A 15,716-nucleotide genomic window follows, 5' to 3' on the forward strand; every position below is an offset into this window, starting at 1 on the left:
GAATATCTGATCTCCGATGCGTACGTTCCCCCTGGATCCGATCACCGGGCGGAGGAGAGCGGTATGCACGCAGATCACCAAGGGACGCCCGGCCCGGGCGCCTTGTCCGGGATCGTCGTCGCCGACTTCGGCCGGGTGCTGGCCGGCCCCTACATGACGATGCTTCTGGCCGACCTCGGCGCCGACGTGATCAAGATCGAGCGGCCCGGGTCCGGGGACGACACGCGCGCGTGGGGCCCGCCGTTCGCGGACGGCGAGGCCACCTACTTCCTCGGGGTGAACCGGAACAAGCGCTCCGTCGCCCTCGACCTGACCGACCCGTCGGGCCGGGAGGCGGCCCGGGCCATCGTCGACCGCGCCGACGTCCTGGTGGAGAACTTCCGGCCCGGCACGATGGAGAAGCTCGGTCTCGGCTTCGAGGACGTGCGGGGCTCGAACCCCGGGCTCGTCTACTGCTCGGTGACCGGTTTCGGCGCGGCGGAGGGCGCCCACCTGCCCGGCTACGACCTGCTCGTCCAGGCCATGGGCGGCTTGATGAGCGTGACCGGCGAGCCCGACGGGCAGGGCACGAAGGCGGGTGTGGCGCTCGTCGACGTGATCACCGGGCTCCACGCGGGTCTCGGTGTCCTCGCCGCCCTGCGCCACCGGGAACGCACCGGAGAGGGCCAGCGTGTCGAGGTCTCCCTGCTCACCTCCCTGCTGTCGGCGCTCACCAATCAGTCGGCCGCCTATCTCGGCGCCGGAGTGGTCCCCCGCGCCATGGGCAACCGGCACCCGAGCATCGCCCCCTACGAGGTGTTCGAGGCCGAGGACCGGCCGCTCGTCCTCGCCGTGGGCAACGACCGCCAGTTCCGGACCCTCTGTGCCCGGCTCGGGCTCCCCGGGCTCGCCGACGACGCCCGTTTCGCCACCAACACCGCCCGCGTCGCCCACCGGGAGGAGCTGCTCGGGGCTCTGGCCGGTCCGCTCGCCGAGCGGACCGCCGACAGCTGGTTCGAGGAGCTCACGGCCGCCGGCGTGCCCTGCGGACCCATCAACGATCTCGCCGCCGCCTTCGAGCTGGCCGACCGTCTCGGCCTGGAACCGCGCGTGCCCAACGAGGCCGCAGGCCCGGGCCAGGTCGTCCACCCGATCGCGTTCGGCGCCACGCCGCCCGCCTACCGCGCGGCTCCCCCGCGCCTGGGCGAGCACACCGAGTCCCTGCTCACCGAGCTGGGACTGCTCCCCCGTACTCCGTAGGAAGATGTACGGATCCGGCACCGCGGGACCGCGGACCGGCCACGGAACCGAAGGAAGGGTCACAGGCGATGAGCAGCGCGGTGCAGAAGCGGCGGCCGCCGACCGCCCAGCAGTTCGTCCTTGAGGAGCTGCGGCGCGCCATCACCACCGGGGAGCTGCGGCCCGGCGACCAGATCCGCCAGGACGCGCTCGCCGCGCGGCTCGACGTCAGCCGGGTCCCGCTGCGCGAGGCCCTGAAGACGCTGGAGGCCGAGGGCCTCGTCGTGCACCACATCCACCGCGGGTACTTCGTCGCCGAGCTGTCCTTCGCGGATCTGGAGGAGATCTACCGGATCCGGGAGCTCCTCGAGACGGAGGCGGTCCGCCTGGCCGTCGTCCGCGGCGGGGACGGACTGGTCGCCACGCTGGAGACCGTCCAGCGGGAGGTGGAGCGGGCGGCCGACGCCGGGGACGTGACGGAGATGGCCGCGGCCAACCGCCGCTTCCACTTCACCCTGATCGAGGCGTCCGGGATGCCCCGGCTGGTCCGGCTCATCGGCACGCTCTGGGACGCCACGGACGCCTACCGCGCGCTCTACTACACCGAGGTACCGCACCGCGAACTGGCCGTGCGCGAGCACCGGGCCGTCATCTCTGCGGTGCGCCACGGCGACGAGCACGCCGCGGTGCGTCAGCTGAGCGAGCACCGGGCCCACGCGGTCGCGGCATTGCGGGAGGTCCTGGACCTGGACTGAGGCGGAAAACCGGATGACCGGTCCTCACCGACTCCCTAGCCTCGACGCCATGGAACACGGACGCCTGCTGAACATCGTCGACGTCGAGGCGACCTGCTGGGAGGGGAAGCGGCCGCCGGGGGCGGTGAGCGAGATCATCGAGATCGGTCTCACCGTGGTCGACCTGGACGCGGGCGAGCGGATCGGCCGGCACCGCGTCCTGGTCAAGCCGACCCGTTCCACGGTCAGTTCGTTCTGCACGGAGCTGACCGGACTCACTCAGGCCGAGGTGGACACCGGCCTGGACTTCGCCGCCGCCTGCCGGAAGCTCGCCGTCGAGCACGCCGCCGCGGCCCGGCCGTGGGCGAGTTGGGGCGACTACGACCGCAATCAGTTCACGCACCAGTGCCGGGTGACGGGTACGGCGTACCCCTTCGGCCAGCACCACACCAACGCCAAGGCCGTGTTCACCGAGGCGAACGGCCTGGCCAAGCGTCCCGGCATGGCCCAGGCGCTGGAACTCGCGGGGCTGCCGCTGGAGGGGCGGCACCACCGGGGCGAGGACGACGCCTGGAACATCGCCGCACTCGTCCTGCGGTTGCACGAGCGCGGGGCCTGGCCCACGTAACCGGGTCCGGAGGATTGACAGGGTCATAACATCCTCACCATTCTGAGAGCGCTCTCAGCTTCCTCCTGACCCCCACCCAGAGGAGCCCTCCCCCATGCCTTCCCGCCATCGACGCAGGCTCACGCCGCTCGCCCCCGTCACCGCCGCCGCCCTCATCGGCACCGCCGTCATCCTCGCGGGCCCCTCCCCCACGGTCCGGGCCGCCGACGCCCCGAGCGCCGCCCGGGCCGCCGCCCCGGCAGCGGTGCCCGCTACGATCCCGCTGACGTTCAGGAACAACTCGGGCCGCGGCGAGCAGGTGTACGTCTACAACCTCGGCACCGAACTCTCCACCGGCCGCCAGGGCTGGGCGGACGCCAACGGCACCTTCCACCCCTGGCCCGCCGGGGGCTCCGTCCCCGTCCCCGCGCCCGACGCCGCCATCGTCGGCCCGGCGAACGGCGGATCCATGACGATCCGTCTGCCGAAGTTCTCCGGCCGGATCTACTTCAGCTACGGCCAGAAGCTCGTCTTCAAGCTCGCGACGGGCGGCCTCGTGCAGCCCGCCGTACAGAACCCGAGCGATCCCAACCGGAACATCCTCTTCAACTGGTCCGAGTACACGCTCAACGACGCCGGGCTCTGGATCAACAGCACCCAGGTGGACATGGTCTCGGCCCCGTACGCCGTCGGGGTCAAGCGTCCCGACGGGAGCGTCGCCACCACCGGCCGGCTCAAGCCCGGCGGGTACAAAGGCTTCTTCGACGCGCTCAGGGGCCGGCCGGGCGGCTGGTCGCGCCTCGTCCAGACCCGGACCGACGGCACTGTGCTGCGCGCCCTGGCCCCGAGCCACGGCATCGAGGCCGGCGCGCTCCCGGCGGGCGTCATGGACGACTACATCAACCGCGTGTGGTCGACGTACACCGGCTCGACGCTCACCGTGACCCCCTTCGCCGACCGGCCCTCGGTGAAGTACCACGGCCGGGTCTCCGGCGACGTCATGAACTTCACGGACGGCGCGGGGGCCGTCGTGACCTCCTTCCAGAAGCCCGACTCGGACAGCGTCTTCGGCTGCTACAAGCGGCTCGACGCGCCGAACGACCAGGTCCGGGGCCCTATCTCCCGTACCCTCTGCGCCGGCTTCAACCGCTCCACCCTGCTCACGAACCCGAACCAGCCGGACACCTCGTCGGCAGGCTTCTACCGGGACCCGGTGACCAACCACTACGCGCGCGAGATCCACGCGCAGATGGCGGACGGCAAGGCGTACGGCTTCGCCTTCGACGACGTCGGCGCCCACGAGTCGCTGGTGCACGACGGCGATCCGCGACAGGCGTATGTGACCCTCGACCCGTTCGACTAGGGGGCCCGCCGCCCCGCGTCCGACGCCGTCCCCGGGTCCGCGTGGGGGATCATGGACGAAGGAGCGGAGAAGGGACGGGACCGGCGATGCGGAACCGCAGTGTGGCAGACCTGATGACGCCGACCGCGGTGGCCGTGCAGCCGGGGACGCCGTTCAAGGAGATCGCGCGGCTGCTCGACGAGTACGGCATCACCGCGGTGCCCGTGGTCGACGAGGACAACCGGCCGGTCGGCGTGGTGTCCGAGGCGGATCTGCTGCGGCGCCACACCGCCAAGGGCGGGCCCAGTACGGCCGGGGCCATGATGTCCAGCCCCGTGGTGGTGGCCCGCCCCTCCTGGACGGCGGTCGAGGCGGCCCGGCTCATGGAACGGCACCGGGTGAAGCGGCTGCCGGTGGTGGACGCGGGCGGGCAGCTCATCGGTGTGCTCAGCCGGAGTGATCTGCTCCAGCTGTTCCTGCGACGCGACCGAGCGATCCAGGAGGAGATCCTGGAGGACGTGGTCACCCGCATCCTCGGGCTCTCCCCCGCCTCCCTCCACATCGACGTGGAAGAGGGCCGGGTGACGCTCAGCGGCACGCTGGAGCGCCGGAGCCTCGCTCCGGTCTTCGTCCGGCTCTGCGAGAGCGTGGACGGCGTCGTGGAGGTCGTGGACCGGCTGTCGTACGACGTCGAGGACGACGTCGGCAAGGACAAGGGCGAGGTCGAAGACGAAGGCGAAGGTGGCGGCGGCCGCCACGGTGGGCAGGCGCCGCACCGGCCGTGACAGCCGGCCGGGCCCGCCGGCGGAAGGCCGGCGGGCCCGGTGCGGGTGGCGGTCCCGTTACGAGACCGCCTCCGGCCAGCCGTATCCGGGGCCGGTGTGCTGGGGTACCGTCCCCGCGCCCACCGCCTCCATCTCCCGGTTGGCCTCTCGCATCAACTGGCCCGCCAGGTCCTTCATGGCCCGGCCGGCGGCGAGCTCGTCGCCGATGGCCGGAACGTCCACGTCCGACGGGTTGCACCGTGCGCTGCCGTGGCCGGTGAGGGTCGACGTGCCGGTGTTCAGATGCGCCTCGGCCTTGGTCCTGCCGTCCTCTTCGACCAGTTCCAGGCCGACCGTCCACTCGAGGGTCCGTGTCATGGTCTGCCTCCTCGCGCCGTCGGGACGCGTAAGATCGCCGCGCGTTCCTTCCTCCTCCCAGGATCCATCCACGCGCGCGTGGGCGCGCGGCGACGGCACGGCGTACGTGGGAACGGGGTCGCGCCCGTCGTCCGACGTCAGCTCTTGACGCGGACGCGGTTCAGGGGCGCCGGGGAGATCTTCTTGTGGGCCCTGAGGTAGTCCACGAAGCTCTCGTGGTCCGCCCCGTTACGGACCGGAGCGGTATAGCCGGCGAAGGCGCTGTAGCCGTCGGCTCCTATGACCGTGTACGCGAGCGCGGCCACCCGGTAGGTGCGCTCGGGATCCAGCGGCCGGCCGTCGATGAGCACGTCGCGGGGCGAGACGCGGTCGCCGACCGGACGCGCGGGGTCGTAGAGGTAGGAGACGTTGCGCGACACGGCGAGCGGGGCGGACCTCACCGTGCCGTCGGCCTGCTTCTGCCACTGCTGCTCGAGGATCGCGTCCAGCCGACTCCCCTTCACGCTCACGGTGAGGACGGGGTTCCCGTAGCCGTACGCGTTCCAGGACTCACCGAACAGGATGCGGCCGTCCGCGTCGGCGGGGTGGCTTCCCTTGGCGTGGGGCAGGTCTCCGCGTACGGCGGTGCTGCCCTTGGCGGGCCGCGCGGCGATCAGCGCCAGATCGGCCCGCCCCTGGCGCGTGCGGTTGGCGTTCCAGTGCTGGACGTCGGCGTACAGGTCGGCGGCGGTGCTCTCGCCCGCGGCGTTCGGCGTACGGGTGAAGGAGCCGGTCTGGGTCGCGAGCGGTTCGGCGAAGCGCTCGGCTCCGCGCGCGGCCCAGTGGTCGACGATCCGCTGGACCTCGGGGTCCGGTGCCACGTCACGCGTCACCGCATGATTCACGGATCGGGTGCGGTCCCTGCGGACCTCGCCCGTCACCGGGTCGAGGGAGAGGTTGATCTCGCTGATCAGGGCGCCGTGGTTGCCGGCTTCGACGACCGGGCGGGGTTGGCCGGCCGGGTCGGGCACCATGCAGTTGAAGCGCGAGTGCCAGTCGCCGGTGACGACCGCGTCGATCTCGGGTGTCACCTTCTTCGCCAGCTCGATCACCGGCCCGTAGGCGGAGTCGCACGCGTCGTAGCCGGAGGTCGCGGCGGACTTCGGCGAGCCGCCCTCGTGCACGTTGAGGACGATGGCCTCGACGCCGCGGCGCTTGAGCTCCTCGGTGGAGCGTTCGATGGTCCGCGCCTGGTCGAGTGCGCGCAGTCCCGGCTGATAGGACGTCGAACCGGTGACGGTGGCCTCCACCGTGGTGGAGATGAAGCCGACGGGGACGCGCCTGCCGGAGGCGGTACGGAACCACTCGATGCGGTACGGATCCACGACCGGGCGACCGGTGCGCGAGGAGACGATGTTGCCGGACTGGAAGTCGAAGTCCGCGCCGTGGAAGCGGCGTCCGGTGGAATCGGTGAAGCAGCTGTCCACGCCGACCGTGCCGAAGCAGCGGCCCTGCTCCATGTGCTTGACGAGGAAGTCCGGGGACACGTCCAGCTCGTGGTTGCCCATGGCCGAGAAGCGCAGGCCCAGTGCGTTGAGGACCTCGATCGTCGGCTCGTCCTGGAAGGCGTCCACCTCGAAGGGCCAGCCGGCGAAGTTGTCGCCGGTGGAGAAGAAGACGGAGTGGGGGTGTCCGGCGCGCAACCGCTTGAGGTGGGTGGCGAGATAGGCGGCGCCGCCGACGGTGACCGAGGTGCCGTCGCCGGCGGGTATGCGTCCGCCCTGTCCGGCGGTGGGCGGCTGAAGGTAGCCGTGGAAGTCGGTGATGCTGAGGAGTTGGACGTCGAGGGTGTCGTCTGCTGCGGCCGGTGTGACGGACAGCGCGCCGCCGAGGAGAGCGGCGCTCACGGCGATGACGCCGATCCGGCGAAGGACGTTTCTCAAGGCGATGACTCCTTCGGAGTGGGACGAGCGAACTCATCTCAACTCCCTCTGGTGTCATGGCCATGAACGTCGGACTGCGCGGCAAGACATGGCGAATGACCGGGCTTCGTCGACGCCCGGCCCAGCGGGCGGGGGGGGCGGGCAAGGGCGGTCGCGCCGGCGGCCCGACCGCCGCGAACTCACTTCTGGGAGGGGGCGCCTTGGGCGGCCGGCTTGTCCACGCGCGCGTGGACGCGCGGTGGCGGCAGGGTCGAGAGAGCCGCTTCCACGTCGTCGAGAGCGCGCCGCGCCACCGCGATCCGCTCGCGCAGCCGTGCCTCGTCGCCCGCGCCCTCCTCACCGGCCTTGCCTCCGGCCCCGGCCCCGATCCCGCGCCCGCCCTCGCCCCCGGCCCCGATCCCGCCCCCGGAGGGGGTCTCCCCCGCCTCCGTCTTCTCGATCTCGCGGGCCTCCTCCAGTGAGTTGATCACGACCCCGATCAGCACGTTGACCAGGACGAAGGAGGCGATCAGCACATACGAGACGTAGTAGAGGAAGCTCCACCGGGAGATCGCCAGTCCCGCGTGGACCGCGTCGCCGAGCCCGTCGAGCGTCATCAGGAGGAAGAGGGTGAGGACGGCCCGGCCGATCGATCCGAAGTGCTGGGGGTCGTGCGCGGCGAAGAAGACCCAGCCGACCATCGCGTACACGTAGAGCAGCAGTGCTCCGACCAGCAGGAAGCTGGCGGTGCCGGGCAGGCTGCGGCCGACGGTGACGAGGACGATCCGCAGCTGGGGCAGGAACCTGGCCGCGCGCAGCACCCGTGCGAGCCGGAGCAGGCGCAGGACCGTGGAGTTCTCGCGCGCCGCGGGGATGAAGGCGGTCAGGACCACGACGAGATCGAAGATGTTCCACGGGTCGCGGAAGAAGTCCCGGGGCCGGACGGCGTACACACCGGCGCGCAGGACCATCTCCGTCGCGAAGGCTGCCAGGAAGAGGTGCTCGACCACCTGCAGTTCGGCGTGGAACCTGGTGGCGACTCCCGCGTACGTCTCCACCCCGAGCACCGCGGCGTTGCCGAGGATGAGGAGGAAGACCGCGGTGGCGAACCAGCGGGCCTCGGTGATCTCGCGGCACCGTACTGCCACCCGGACGCGGTGGCTGGGGCCCGCCACGGCGGACTGATCGGGCATGTCGGCGCTCCTCGATGCGTTGAACCGTGCTCAGGTGTTCCAACGGCGAGGACGGCCAAGGGTTCTGGGTTCTGGGTGCTGCCGCCGTCGGCGGCACCACCCGGCGAGCGGTCCGGACTCCGGTCGGTGGGGGTCCGGTGACCGCCGCTCGAAGGTTTCGCATCAGGGGGCGGTGGGGCCCGTGGGACGCGCCGTTCGGCGACGAGGTACGCGAGCCCCGGCAGCGTCAGCAGGGCGCTGCCCCACAGGGGAAGGAGGAACAGCGGTCCGTCACCGGCCAGTTCGTCGGCGAGGATCGGGGCGGAACGCGATCAGCGCCGCCATCCGCGGCGCGCGCCGGGGCAGCGGCATCCGCGCCCCACGCGCTCTTCGCCTCTCGAACCCCAGAGCTAGATGAAGATGATTATCAAACGCTAGTGTGTCCCCGCCCGCCACGGCACCCCGCCGCGGGCGCACAGGCGTGCGCCGAACCCGGCGGTCACGTGGACACGAGGACGGGAGACCACGATGGCCGAGGGGCCACCGACGACCGCGAGAGCCCTGGAACGCGGCGCGCCGACGGAGGAACGGCAGTGGAGGCAGGTGGCCTCCACCACCCCGCTGTTGGTGGCGGCGGCCGTCGCCCTGCTCCTCTTCCTCCCGGTCGCTCTGCCGTGGACCGACCCGGCAGCTCTCGGGGCCTGGCGCACGCTCCTGGTGGCCATCGTGGTGCAGGGCATCCCGTTCCTGCTCCTCGGCACGGTCGTCTCGGCGGCGATCGGCGCGTTCGTCCCGGCGCGGGTCTTCGCCCGCGCCCTGCCCAGGAATCCGGTGCTCGCCGTACCGGTGGCCAGCGCGGCCGGAGTCGTACTGCCCGGGTGCGAGTGCGCTTCCGTGCCCGTCGCGAGCAGTCTGATGCGGCGCGGGGTCGCCCCGGCAGCCGCGCTCGCCTTCCTGCTGTCCGCGCCGGCCGTCAATCCGGTCGTCCTCGTCTCCACGGCGATCGCGTTCTCCGGAAGCCCCGAGATGGTCTTCGCCCGGCTGTCCGCGTCGCTGCTCACCTCGGCGGCGATGGGCTGGCTGTGGATCAGGGCGGGGCGCGAGGAGTGGCTGCGGCTGCCCAAGGGGCCGACGGGTCACGCCCCGGGCGCGAACCGGCTGACCGAGTTCCGGCGCGGACTGCAGCACGACTTCCTGCACGCCGGAGGGTTCCTGGTGGTCGGCGGCATGGCGGCGGCGACCTTCAACGTCCTCGTACCGCCGTCGGTGCTCGACCTGTTCACCGACTCGCCCTGGCTGTCGATCCTGCTGCTGGCCCTGCTCGCCGTCCTGCTGTCGGTCTGCTCGGAGGCCGACGCGTTCGTCGCCGCCTCCTTCACCGGCTTCTCGCGCACCGCCCAGCTCGCCTTCATCGTCGTGGGGCCGATGGTCGACATGAAGCTGATCGCCCTTCAATCCGGCGCATTCGGACGGGCGTTCGCGATCCGCTTCTCCAGTGCCACGTTCGTCGTGGCCGTCCTGTCCTGCCTGCTCGTCGGAGGAGTGCTGCTGTGAGCAAGCCCGTCCAGCCCCTGCTGCTGCTCCTGACCGGCGCGGCCCTGCTGCGGATCACCCTCGGCAGCGACGTCTATCTGCGGTACGTGAAGGAGGGCCTCTGGCCGCTGCTGGTCCTGTCCGGTGTGCTGCTGGTCGGACTCGGCATCGCGGGACTCGTCTCGCTCGTGGCCGACCGGCTGCGCCAGCCGGTGATGCAGCTGCGCCACGACGCCGACGGCAGGCCCTACTGGCACCCGGCCCGCGACGCGCACGGGCGCGAACACGGGCACGGGCACGGGCATGGACATGGGCATGCGCACGGGCACGGGCACGGCGCGCCGCGTGTCGCCTGGTTGCTCGCCGTACCCGCCGTCAGCCTGCTGTTCTTCGCGCCCCCGGCGCTCGGCTCGTACACGGCGGCGCGCGACGGTGCGTCCGCCGCCGCCGAGCTGACGGCCTACGCCGAGCTGAAGGACGAGCCGACCGTCCCCTTGCGGATGGGCGAGTTCATCGGCCGCACCGTCCACGACACGTGGAGCGTCCGGGGGCGCAAGGTGAAGGTCATGGGCTTCGTGGCGCCCGGAAGCCGTCCGGGAACGTGGTATCTCAGCCGACTCACCGTCAACTGCTGCGCCGCCGACGCCCGCCCGATGCGCATCGAGATCCATGGCGCCGCCGCTCCGCCGACGGACTCCTGGGCGGAGGTCACCGGCCTGTGGCGGCCCACCGACGTCGATCCGGACGACCCGCTGCCGCAACTCGACGCGGGCGAGGTCACACCGGTCTCGCCGCCCAGGAACCCGTACGCCGACGAGGCGCCGGCCGGCGGCTCCGGAACGTCAGGGCCCCCTGAGAAGAAGGCGGGGAGCGCACAGGACGGCGCCTGACGCCCGGCCGGGGCGGCCAGGGCAGGGCGGCCAGGCGGGTCAGGCCAGGGCGGGGCGGGGCGGGGCGGGGCGGCCAGGCATCAGGCCGGGCAGGCCGGGGCGGCCAGGGCGGGTCAGGCCGGGCGGCCCGGCATCAGGCCAGGCAGGCCGGCATCAGGCGTTCATGGTGCTGAGCACCACGAACGCCCAGATGGCTGCGCCGACCGCCACCAGGACGGCCACCGTGCCCAGGACGGTCCCACCCCACGCGCGCCGACGGGCGGCGGGGCCTGGCCCGCCTACGGCGCCTGCGGCGCGCAACACGCCGACACCGGAGGCGATCGCCCAGATACCGACCGGGACGATCAGGTACACCGGAAAGAACCGGATCCACGGCGAGACGGCCTCGGGCAGCCAGGGGCAGGCCCCCATGGCCACGGCGCCGAGCCCGAGAAGCAGCGACCGGGTACCGGTCCGGGGCGCCGGGCCCGTCCCGGACGGCTCCGCCGTGCCTACGGCCAGGCGTTCGCCCACGCCGTCGCCTTCGTGTCGGTCAGCACTCATGGCGCGGAGCCTATGCGCCCCGGCTTCGCATCGCGTCGGGCCGACTACTCAGGTGGATCTGAGTACGGCGATCGGCCCGCCGGGCGCACGCCCCCCGTGTGTCTCGCCGTAGGTCCGGTGAACCGGCCGTGGAGCCGCCGGACGGCCGGGCGACAGATGGTCGCACGGTCGCCGCCCGGGTCACTCCTTCATGTGAGGCCGAGCCGGGCCAGCAGTACATGGCGGGCGAGGGTCGACCCGTCGGTGGGCCGGATCGCGGTCCAGGACGCGCCGGCGGCCAGTGCCGTGGCGGCGCTCGCGACGCCGAGGACCGCCCCCGCCGCCACATCTCCGGGGTAGTGCACGCCGGTGTGGACACGGGAGTAGCCGACGGCGCCCGCCAGGACCCCGAGCGGCACGGCGGCCACGGGCAGGACGACTCCGACGGCCGTGGCGAACGCGACGGCCGAGGCGGTGTGTCCCGAGGGGAACGACGCCGAGGCCGGCATGGGGACGTGCCGGGCCACGCCCACCCGGGCCGCCTCCCGGTCGGGGCGCCGTCGGCGGACCACGCGCTTGCCGACCAGATTCGCCGAGACGGAGGCCACGGCGACCGCCCCCACACCCGCGAGCGCGGCCCGCCGGGGCCGGCCGGGGAACACGGCGAGCGCGGCGGCGACGGCGAGCGAGATCTTGGAGTGGTCGGCCGCCGTGGACAGCCGCCGCAGCCCCGTGTCCAGCGTCGGCGTGGGGGTGGCGGCCACCGCCGCGTACACGGCACCGTCGACGGCGCGCAGGTCGTGGAGCGCCGCGGCGAGGCTCCGCCGCAGAGCCCAGGGCCCGCGCGACCGGCCCGTGCCGGCCCCGGCCTCGGGCCCGACCCCGTGCCCCGCCCCGCTGCTCGTGTCGTTCTCCCGCGGCGGCCTCACCGTGCACGTCCCAGGGCGAGTGCGGTGATCCACCGCCAGTTCAGGGGCGAGCGCGGAGCCACGGTCCCGGGCCGGTGGCGCGGAACGAGGACCCGCAGGGCGCGCGGGCGGACGGTGCAGACAACGGGCGTGGGCAGCGTCAGTGCCTCGCCGTCCACCGCGACGGGGAGGGTGTCCGTCTCCGCCACGACCTCCACCCGGTGTGCCGTCAGGACGTTGAGCCCCTGCGAGCGTTCTCCCCGTACGGCGAGCTCGGCCGCCTGGGCCACGTCCTCCACGCGGAGGGCGATCACTCCGAGCTTCCCGCGGTCGAGCCGGGACCGGAGGCCCGCGGCCGTCGGATCGGCCGTGGCATAGGGGTTGTTGCTGACGAGGATCGCCTGCTGTCCGGTGAGCCGCTTCTCGTCGACGGTCGCGTCCAGGCGCCGGCCGCTCTCCCCGAGCAGGTCGGGAAGAAGGGTGAAGGTGGTTCCCGTCTTCGCGTCGCGGTACTCGGGGCTCTGGACGATGTCCGCGTACACCCCGAAGGACACGGTGTTGACGAAGGGCCGGCCGCTGACCGTGCCGAGATCGACCCGGAGTTGCTCACCGTCGATCAGAGCGTCGAGACACCCGGACGGGTCCGTACGGTCGAGGCCGAGGTCCATGGCGAAGTGGTTGCGCGTACCGGCGGAGATCACCAGGAAGGGCAGATCGTGCTCGACGGCCACCCCGGCGACCAGCGCCTGGGTGCCGTCACCGCCCGCCACACCGAGCAGGTCGGCTCCGTCCTCGACGGCCTTGCGGGCCAGCGCCTCCACATCGGTACCGTCCTCCGTGTCCAGCAGGTGCACCTCGGCTCCCATCCGCTCGGCGCGCTCCACCAGTCCGAAGCGCTCGACCTTTCCGCCGCCCGACTTCGGATTCATGATCAGAACGGGCCTTCGTGGCAGCGGGCGCGTCTTGCCTCGCATCACGTACGCCCTCCCGGTGGCGCGCAGGGCGGCGCGCGCGCAGACCAGGGCGAGGCCGTAGAGGCCGAGGGCCAGGAGCGCGTTGCCCCACACGCCTTCCAGGATGTAGTGGACCAGCACGCCCACGGGTGCGGCGACCGCGAGCAGCGCGCCGAGCAGCCGGAGCGGTCCGCGGCGGGCGAGCAGCCACCACAGTCCGGCGGCGGAGACCACGATGCCGCCGAGGCCGCTCAGGAGGACCATCGGCCCGGCCTCGCCCAGCGCCAGGAACAGCACGACGACGGCGGCCACGATCGCCAGCAGCGCGCAGCGGGCCAGGAGCCGGGCCACTCCCCTCGTACGACCGGAACCACCCACCGGTACCACCTCCGGTCCAAGCCTCCCCCACTCGGCCCTGTCCGGCGCCTCGAACGGCGCCGTTCGGGAGACGTTTTCCGCGCCCAAGTCCCAGCCCCTCTCTCACGTACACCGCCTGTCCGGACCTGTGCATCGGCAAACCGCAGGGCGTCGGCCGGGACGGGAGGGCGGCGCGCGGCCGGTGTGGACCCGACGGGTCGTCAATCGGCTGACGACTCGAGCTTGCGCCTGGCCCGGTCGGCGGCGCGGTGCGCGTCCCGTGCCGCGCGACCGGCGTCCTTCACCGCCGCCTCGGCCTCGGCCACCGCGGTGCGCGCGGGGCGTTGTTCCCGCTTCGCCTCCCGCAGCTGCCGCTCCAGCTCGGTCACGCGCTCGTCCGCCGCGGCGGCATGATCCCGCGCCGCCCGTCGCTCTCCCTCGGCCCCGTGGAGCACCTCGTCGTGACGGCGGGCCTCCGCGGCGGCCTCCTCGGCAGCCGTACGATCCTGCTCCCGCCGCTTACGTCGCTCCGCTTCCGCTTCCACTTCCGCATCCGCATCCGCCTTGCTCGGCCGCTTCGCCGCGCTCCTCGCATGCCCCGCGTTCTTCGCCGGCTTCCCGGGTCCGGCCTGCCTCTCGGCCTCTGCGGGTTCCGGCGGCTTCCTGAGCGGGAGGGCCGTTTCGGGGGTGAGCTCGCCGAAGCCGACCGCCACCTCCGGTGCCTTGACGAGCCTGCCCGTCGCCCACTGCGCGGATACGTCGGCGCGGGCCAGGACGGTGTGGAAGATCTGCTCGACGTCCTGGAGGACCGCGTCGCTCACCGCCTGCCCGGCCTCCCGCGCCGAACCGGCTGCCTCCCGGACGAGCGCGGCGATCACCTTGTGCCGCTGCCCGCTCGCTTCCCGCATCGTCACCGGATCGAGCGTCCGGTGGGCCTCCCGGAGGGTCTCGCCCAGCGCGAGCAGGCGATCGACGTCCGCCTGCCGTTCCCGGACGAAGAGATTGGACACCCACGCCGCCGTGGTCGGCCGCCGAAGGCCCGAGAGCGCCTTCACCGCATCGGCGTCCCGTGCCTTGCGCGCCTCGGCGACGTACGCGTCACGGGCGGCGGTGAACTCCTCGGGCCGCAGTCCGTACAACTCATCGATGACCTGCTCGACATCCACGCCTCCCACTATCCGCCGTGCGCCGCCGAGGACGGCGCAGGACGCGTCCGTCGGGGTGCCCGTCATCGACTTCGGGCAGTTCGCCGCCCGCCGTCGCCGTCGCCGGTGGGGCGGGGACAACGCCCTTCGACCACCCGGCACTTCGGCGACCGGCGCCGCGTCCCCGGGACAGGGCCCCGCCCCGATCCTCTGGTACGTCGCCATCGCCGTGCTGGTGCTCTGGGTGCTGGGCTTCTTCATGCGCGGCGCGAGCGGGCGCTGGTACCGCTGGTGAACCCGGCCGCCTCCGGGCGTCTGGGAGGCTGGCCGCATGACGTCCGGTACCGCCGAGGAGTTCACCTCCCACCGCCCCAGGATGTTCGGCCTCGCCTACCGGCTGCTCGGGTCCGCCGAGGAGGCGGAGGACGTCGTGCACGACGCCTATCTGCGGTGGAGCGGCGCCGACCGGGCGTCGATCGAGCACCCCGCCGCCTGGCTCGCCAGGGTCGTCACCAATCTGTGCGTCAACCGGCTCACCTCGGCCCGAGTGCGACGTGAGCGGTACGTGGGGCCCTGGCTGCCGGAGCCGGTGTTCACGCGGGACGGATCACTCGGACCCCTGGAGTCCGCCGAGCAGCGTGACGCCGTGTCCACGGCGCTGCTGGTGCTGCTGGAGCGGCTCACACCGACGGAGCGTGCGGTCTATGTGCTGCGCGAGGCGTTCGGCTACAGCTACCGGGACATCGCCGAGGTGCTCGACCTGAGCGAGGCCAACTGTCGTCAGTCCTACCGCCGGGCGGTCCAGCGGGTGGCGACGGCCGAGCGCCGCTTCGCACCGGCGGCGAAGCGGCGGAACGAGCTCGTCGAGTCCTTCGTCAGGGCGGCGCGCGAAGGCGACCTGGCGGGCCTGGAGAAGCTGCTCGCCGAGGACGTCACCTGGTGGAGCGACGGCGGCGGCAAGGTCACCGCGGCCCGGCGGCCCCTCGTCGGCCGGGACCGGGTCGTACGCTTCCTCGCGGGCGTCGCGCGGCGCGTCCCGGACGGTCTGGTCCTCACGGTCGCCGAGGTCAACGGGTCGCCGGCGCTGGTCGCGCACACCGGGCGGCAGCTCGTCGCCGTCGCCTCGTTCGAGGTGCGGGACGACGCCGTCATCGAGGTGCAGGTCGTCATGAACCCGGAGAAGCTCGTCTTCGCGGAGCGGCAGTTCGCCGCCTCGGCCCCCACTGTCTGACCGGTGGGTGAGCGCGATCACATCGGCGGCTGTCACATCCGTCGGTGTTCGCCGGTTCTCA

At 72.7% G+C, this 15,716-nt stretch carries 16 protein-coding genes; 9 read left to right on the forward strand and 7 right to left on the reverse strand.

What is annotated here, in order from left to right; translation table 11 throughout:
* Nucleotides 1–63: 63 nt before the first annotated feature.
* From ACFYV5_RS09985 to ACFYV5_RS10005, 5 genes are all read left to right on the forward strand, one after another.
* Nucleotides 64–1,239, forward strand: coding sequence for a CaiB/BaiF CoA transferase family protein (locus ACFYV5_RS09985; protein WP_389166547.1), 1,176 nt, complete (start codon nt 64–66; stop codon nt 1,237–1,239).
* A gap of 68 nt (nt 1,240–1,307) precedes the next feature.
* On the forward strand, nt 1,308–1,973 hold the full coding sequence (locus ACFYV5_RS09990) for a GntR family transcriptional regulator (RefSeq protein ID WP_355112623.1): 666 nt from the start codon (nt 1,308–1,310) through the stop codon (nt 1,971–1,973).
* Nucleotides 1,974–2,022: 49 nt separating this feature from the next.
* The gene (locus ACFYV5_RS09995; RefSeq protein ID WP_389166551.1) at nt 2,023–2,580 is read left to right on the forward strand and encodes an exonuclease domain-containing protein; all 558 of its coding nucleotides are present in this window, start codon (nt 2,023–2,025) and stop codon (nt 2,578–2,580) included.
* Nucleotides 2,581–2,674: 94 nt separating this feature from the next.
* On the forward strand, nt 2,675–3,922 hold the full coding sequence (locus tag ACFYV5_RS10000) for a glycoside hydrolase family 64 protein (RefSeq protein WP_389166554.1): 1,248 nt from the start codon (nt 2,675–2,677) through the stop codon (nt 3,920–3,922).
* 86 nt (nt 3,923–4,008) lie between these two features.
* Nucleotides 4,009–4,686, forward strand: coding sequence for a CBS domain-containing protein (locus tag ACFYV5_RS10005; RefSeq protein WP_389166556.1), 678 nt, complete (start codon nt 4,009–4,011; stop codon nt 4,684–4,686).
* A gap of 57 nt (nt 4,687–4,743) precedes the next feature.
* On the opposite strand, the gene ACFYV5_RS10010 is transcribed toward ACFYV5_RS10005, so the two are convergent.
* The 3 genes from ACFYV5_RS10010 to ACFYV5_RS10020 all read right to left on the reverse strand — a co-directional run bounded on the left by ACFYV5_RS10010 (nt 4,744) and on the right by ACFYV5_RS10020 (nt 8,137).
* A complete protein-coding gene (locus ACFYV5_RS10010; RefSeq protein ID WP_355112616.1) occupies nt 4,744–5,043 on the reverse strand; it encodes a DUF1876 domain-containing protein in 300 nt (99 codons plus the stop codon).
* Between the two features lie 137 nt (nt 5,044–5,180).
* Nucleotides 5,181–6,965, reverse strand: a complete 1,785-nt coding sequence (locus ACFYV5_RS10015) for a bifunctional metallophosphatase/5'-nucleotidase (protein WP_389166559.1) — start codon at nt 6,963–6,965, stop codon at nt 5,181–5,183.
* Between the two features lie 179 nt (nt 6,966–7,144).
* A complete protein-coding gene (locus tag ACFYV5_RS10020) occupies nt 7,145–8,137 on the reverse strand; it encodes an ion transporter (protein ID WP_389166561.1) in 993 nt (330 codons plus the stop codon).
* A 507-nt stretch (nt 8,138–8,644) separates the two neighbouring features.
* On the opposite strand from ACFYV5_RS10020, the gene ACFYV5_RS10025 reads away from it, so the two are divergent.
* Both ACFYV5_RS10025 and ACFYV5_RS10030 read left to right on the forward strand, forming a co-directional pair.
* Nucleotides 8,645–9,670 carry a permease gene (locus tag ACFYV5_RS10025; RefSeq protein ID WP_389166564.1) on the forward strand — a complete coding sequence of 342 codons (1,026 nt, stop codon included), beginning with the start codon at nt 8,645–8,647 and terminating at the stop codon, nt 9,668–9,670.
* The gene (locus ACFYV5_RS10030) at nt 9,667–10,539 is read left to right on the forward strand and encodes a TIGR03943 family putative permease subunit (RefSeq protein WP_389166566.1); all 873 of its coding nucleotides are present in this window, start codon (nt 9,667–9,669) and stop codon (nt 10,537–10,539) included. Before ACFYV5_RS10025 ends, ACFYV5_RS10030 begins: the two co-directional genes overlap by 4 nt.
* A gap of 153 nt (nt 10,540–10,692) precedes the next feature.
* Here ACFYV5_RS10030 and ACFYV5_RS10035 read toward each other — a convergent pair whose 3' ends face one another.
* The 4 genes from ACFYV5_RS10035 to ACFYV5_RS10050 all read right to left on the reverse strand — a co-directional run bounded on the left by ACFYV5_RS10035 (nt 10,693) and on the right by ACFYV5_RS10050 (nt 14,445).
* Entirely contained in the window at nt 10,693–11,082 is a 390-nt protein-coding gene (locus ACFYV5_RS10035) for a hypothetical protein (RefSeq protein WP_389166569.1), read from the reverse strand.
* A 188-nt stretch (nt 11,083–11,270) separates the two neighbouring features.
* Nucleotides 11,271–11,891: a phosphatase PAP2 family protein gene (locus ACFYV5_RS10040; RefSeq protein ID WP_389167795.1), complete on the reverse strand. Its 621-nt coding sequence runs from the start codon at nt 11,889–11,891 to the stop codon at nt 11,271–11,273.
* 95 nt (nt 11,892–11,986) lie between these two features.
* Nucleotides 11,987–13,300 carry a diacylglycerol/lipid kinase family protein gene (locus ACFYV5_RS10045; RefSeq protein WP_389166572.1) on the reverse strand — a complete coding sequence of 438 codons (1,314 nt, stop codon included), beginning with the start codon at nt 13,298–13,300 and terminating at the stop codon, nt 11,987–11,989.
* Nucleotides 13,301–13,500: 200 nt separating this feature from the next.
* Nucleotides 13,501–14,445, reverse strand: a complete 945-nt coding sequence (locus tag ACFYV5_RS10050) for a hypothetical protein (protein WP_389166575.1) — start codon at nt 14,443–14,445, stop codon at nt 13,501–13,503.
* Between ACFYV5_RS10050 and ACFYV5_RS10055 the strand changes: the two genes are divergently transcribed.
* Both ACFYV5_RS10055 and ACFYV5_RS10060 read left to right on the forward strand, forming a co-directional pair.
* The gene (locus ACFYV5_RS10055) at nt 14,426–14,719 is read left to right on the forward strand and encodes a hypothetical protein (RefSeq protein WP_389166577.1); all 294 of its coding nucleotides are present in this window, start codon (nt 14,426–14,428) and stop codon (nt 14,717–14,719) included. The two genes, ACFYV5_RS10050 and ACFYV5_RS10055, sit on opposite strands and share 20 nt — an antisense overlap.
* 36 nt (nt 14,720–14,755) lie before the next feature.
* Complete coding sequence (locus tag ACFYV5_RS10060) at nt 14,756–15,655, forward strand: RNA polymerase sigma-70 factor (protein WP_389166580.1); 900 nt, start codon at nt 14,756–14,758, stop codon at nt 15,653–15,655.
* Nucleotides 15,656–15,716 lie beyond the last annotated feature (61 nt).

The organism is Streptomyces sp. NPDC003035, from assembly GCF_042888285.1.
Taxonomy (GTDB): domain Bacteria; phylum Actinomycetota; class Actinomycetes; order Streptomycetales; family Streptomycetaceae; genus Streptomyces.

Excerpts from the sequence above, each read along its gene's own strand:
- ACFYV5_RS09985 (WP_389166547.1), top strand. The coding sequence starts at position 64 with ATGCACGCAGATCACCAAGGGACGCCCGGCCCGGGCGCCTTGTCCGGG.
- ACFYV5_RS09990 (WP_355112623.1), top strand. The coding sequence starts at position 1,308 with ATGAGCAGCGCGGTGCAGAAGCGGCGGCCGCCGACCGCCCAGCAGTTC.
- ACFYV5_RS09995 (WP_389166551.1), top strand. The coding sequence starts at position 2,023 with ATGGAACACGGACGCCTGCTGAACATCGTCGACGTCGAGGCGACCTGC.
- ACFYV5_RS10000 (WP_389166554.1), top strand. The coding sequence starts at position 2,675 with ATGCCTTCCCGCCATCGACGCAGGCTCACGCCGCTCGCCCCCGTCACC.
- ACFYV5_RS10005 (WP_389166556.1), top strand. The coding sequence starts at position 4,009 with ATGCGGAACCGCAGTGTGGCAGACCTGATGACGCCGACCGCGGTGGCC.
- ACFYV5_RS10010 (WP_355112616.1), bottom strand. The coding sequence starts at position 5,043 with ATGACACGGACCCTCGAGTGGACGGTCGGCCTGGAACTGGTCGAAGAG.
- ACFYV5_RS10020 (WP_389166561.1), bottom strand. The coding sequence starts at position 8,137 with ATGCCCGATCAGTCCGCCGTGGCGGGCCCCAGCCACCGCGTCCGGGTG.
- ACFYV5_RS10025 (WP_389166564.1), top strand. The coding sequence starts at position 8,645 with ATGGCCGAGGGGCCACCGACGACCGCGAGAGCCCTGGAACGCGGCGCG.
- ACFYV5_RS10035 (WP_389166569.1), bottom strand. The coding sequence starts at position 11,082 with ATGAGTGCTGACCGACACGAAGGCGACGGCGTGGGCGAACGCCTGGCC.
- ACFYV5_RS10055 (WP_389166577.1), top strand. The coding sequence starts at position 14,426 with ATGACCTGCTCGACATCCACGCCTCCCACTATCCGCCGTGCGCCGCCG.
- ACFYV5_RS10060 (WP_389166580.1), top strand. The coding sequence starts at position 14,756 with ATGACGTCCGGTACCGCCGAGGAGTTCACCTCCCACCGCCCCAGGATG.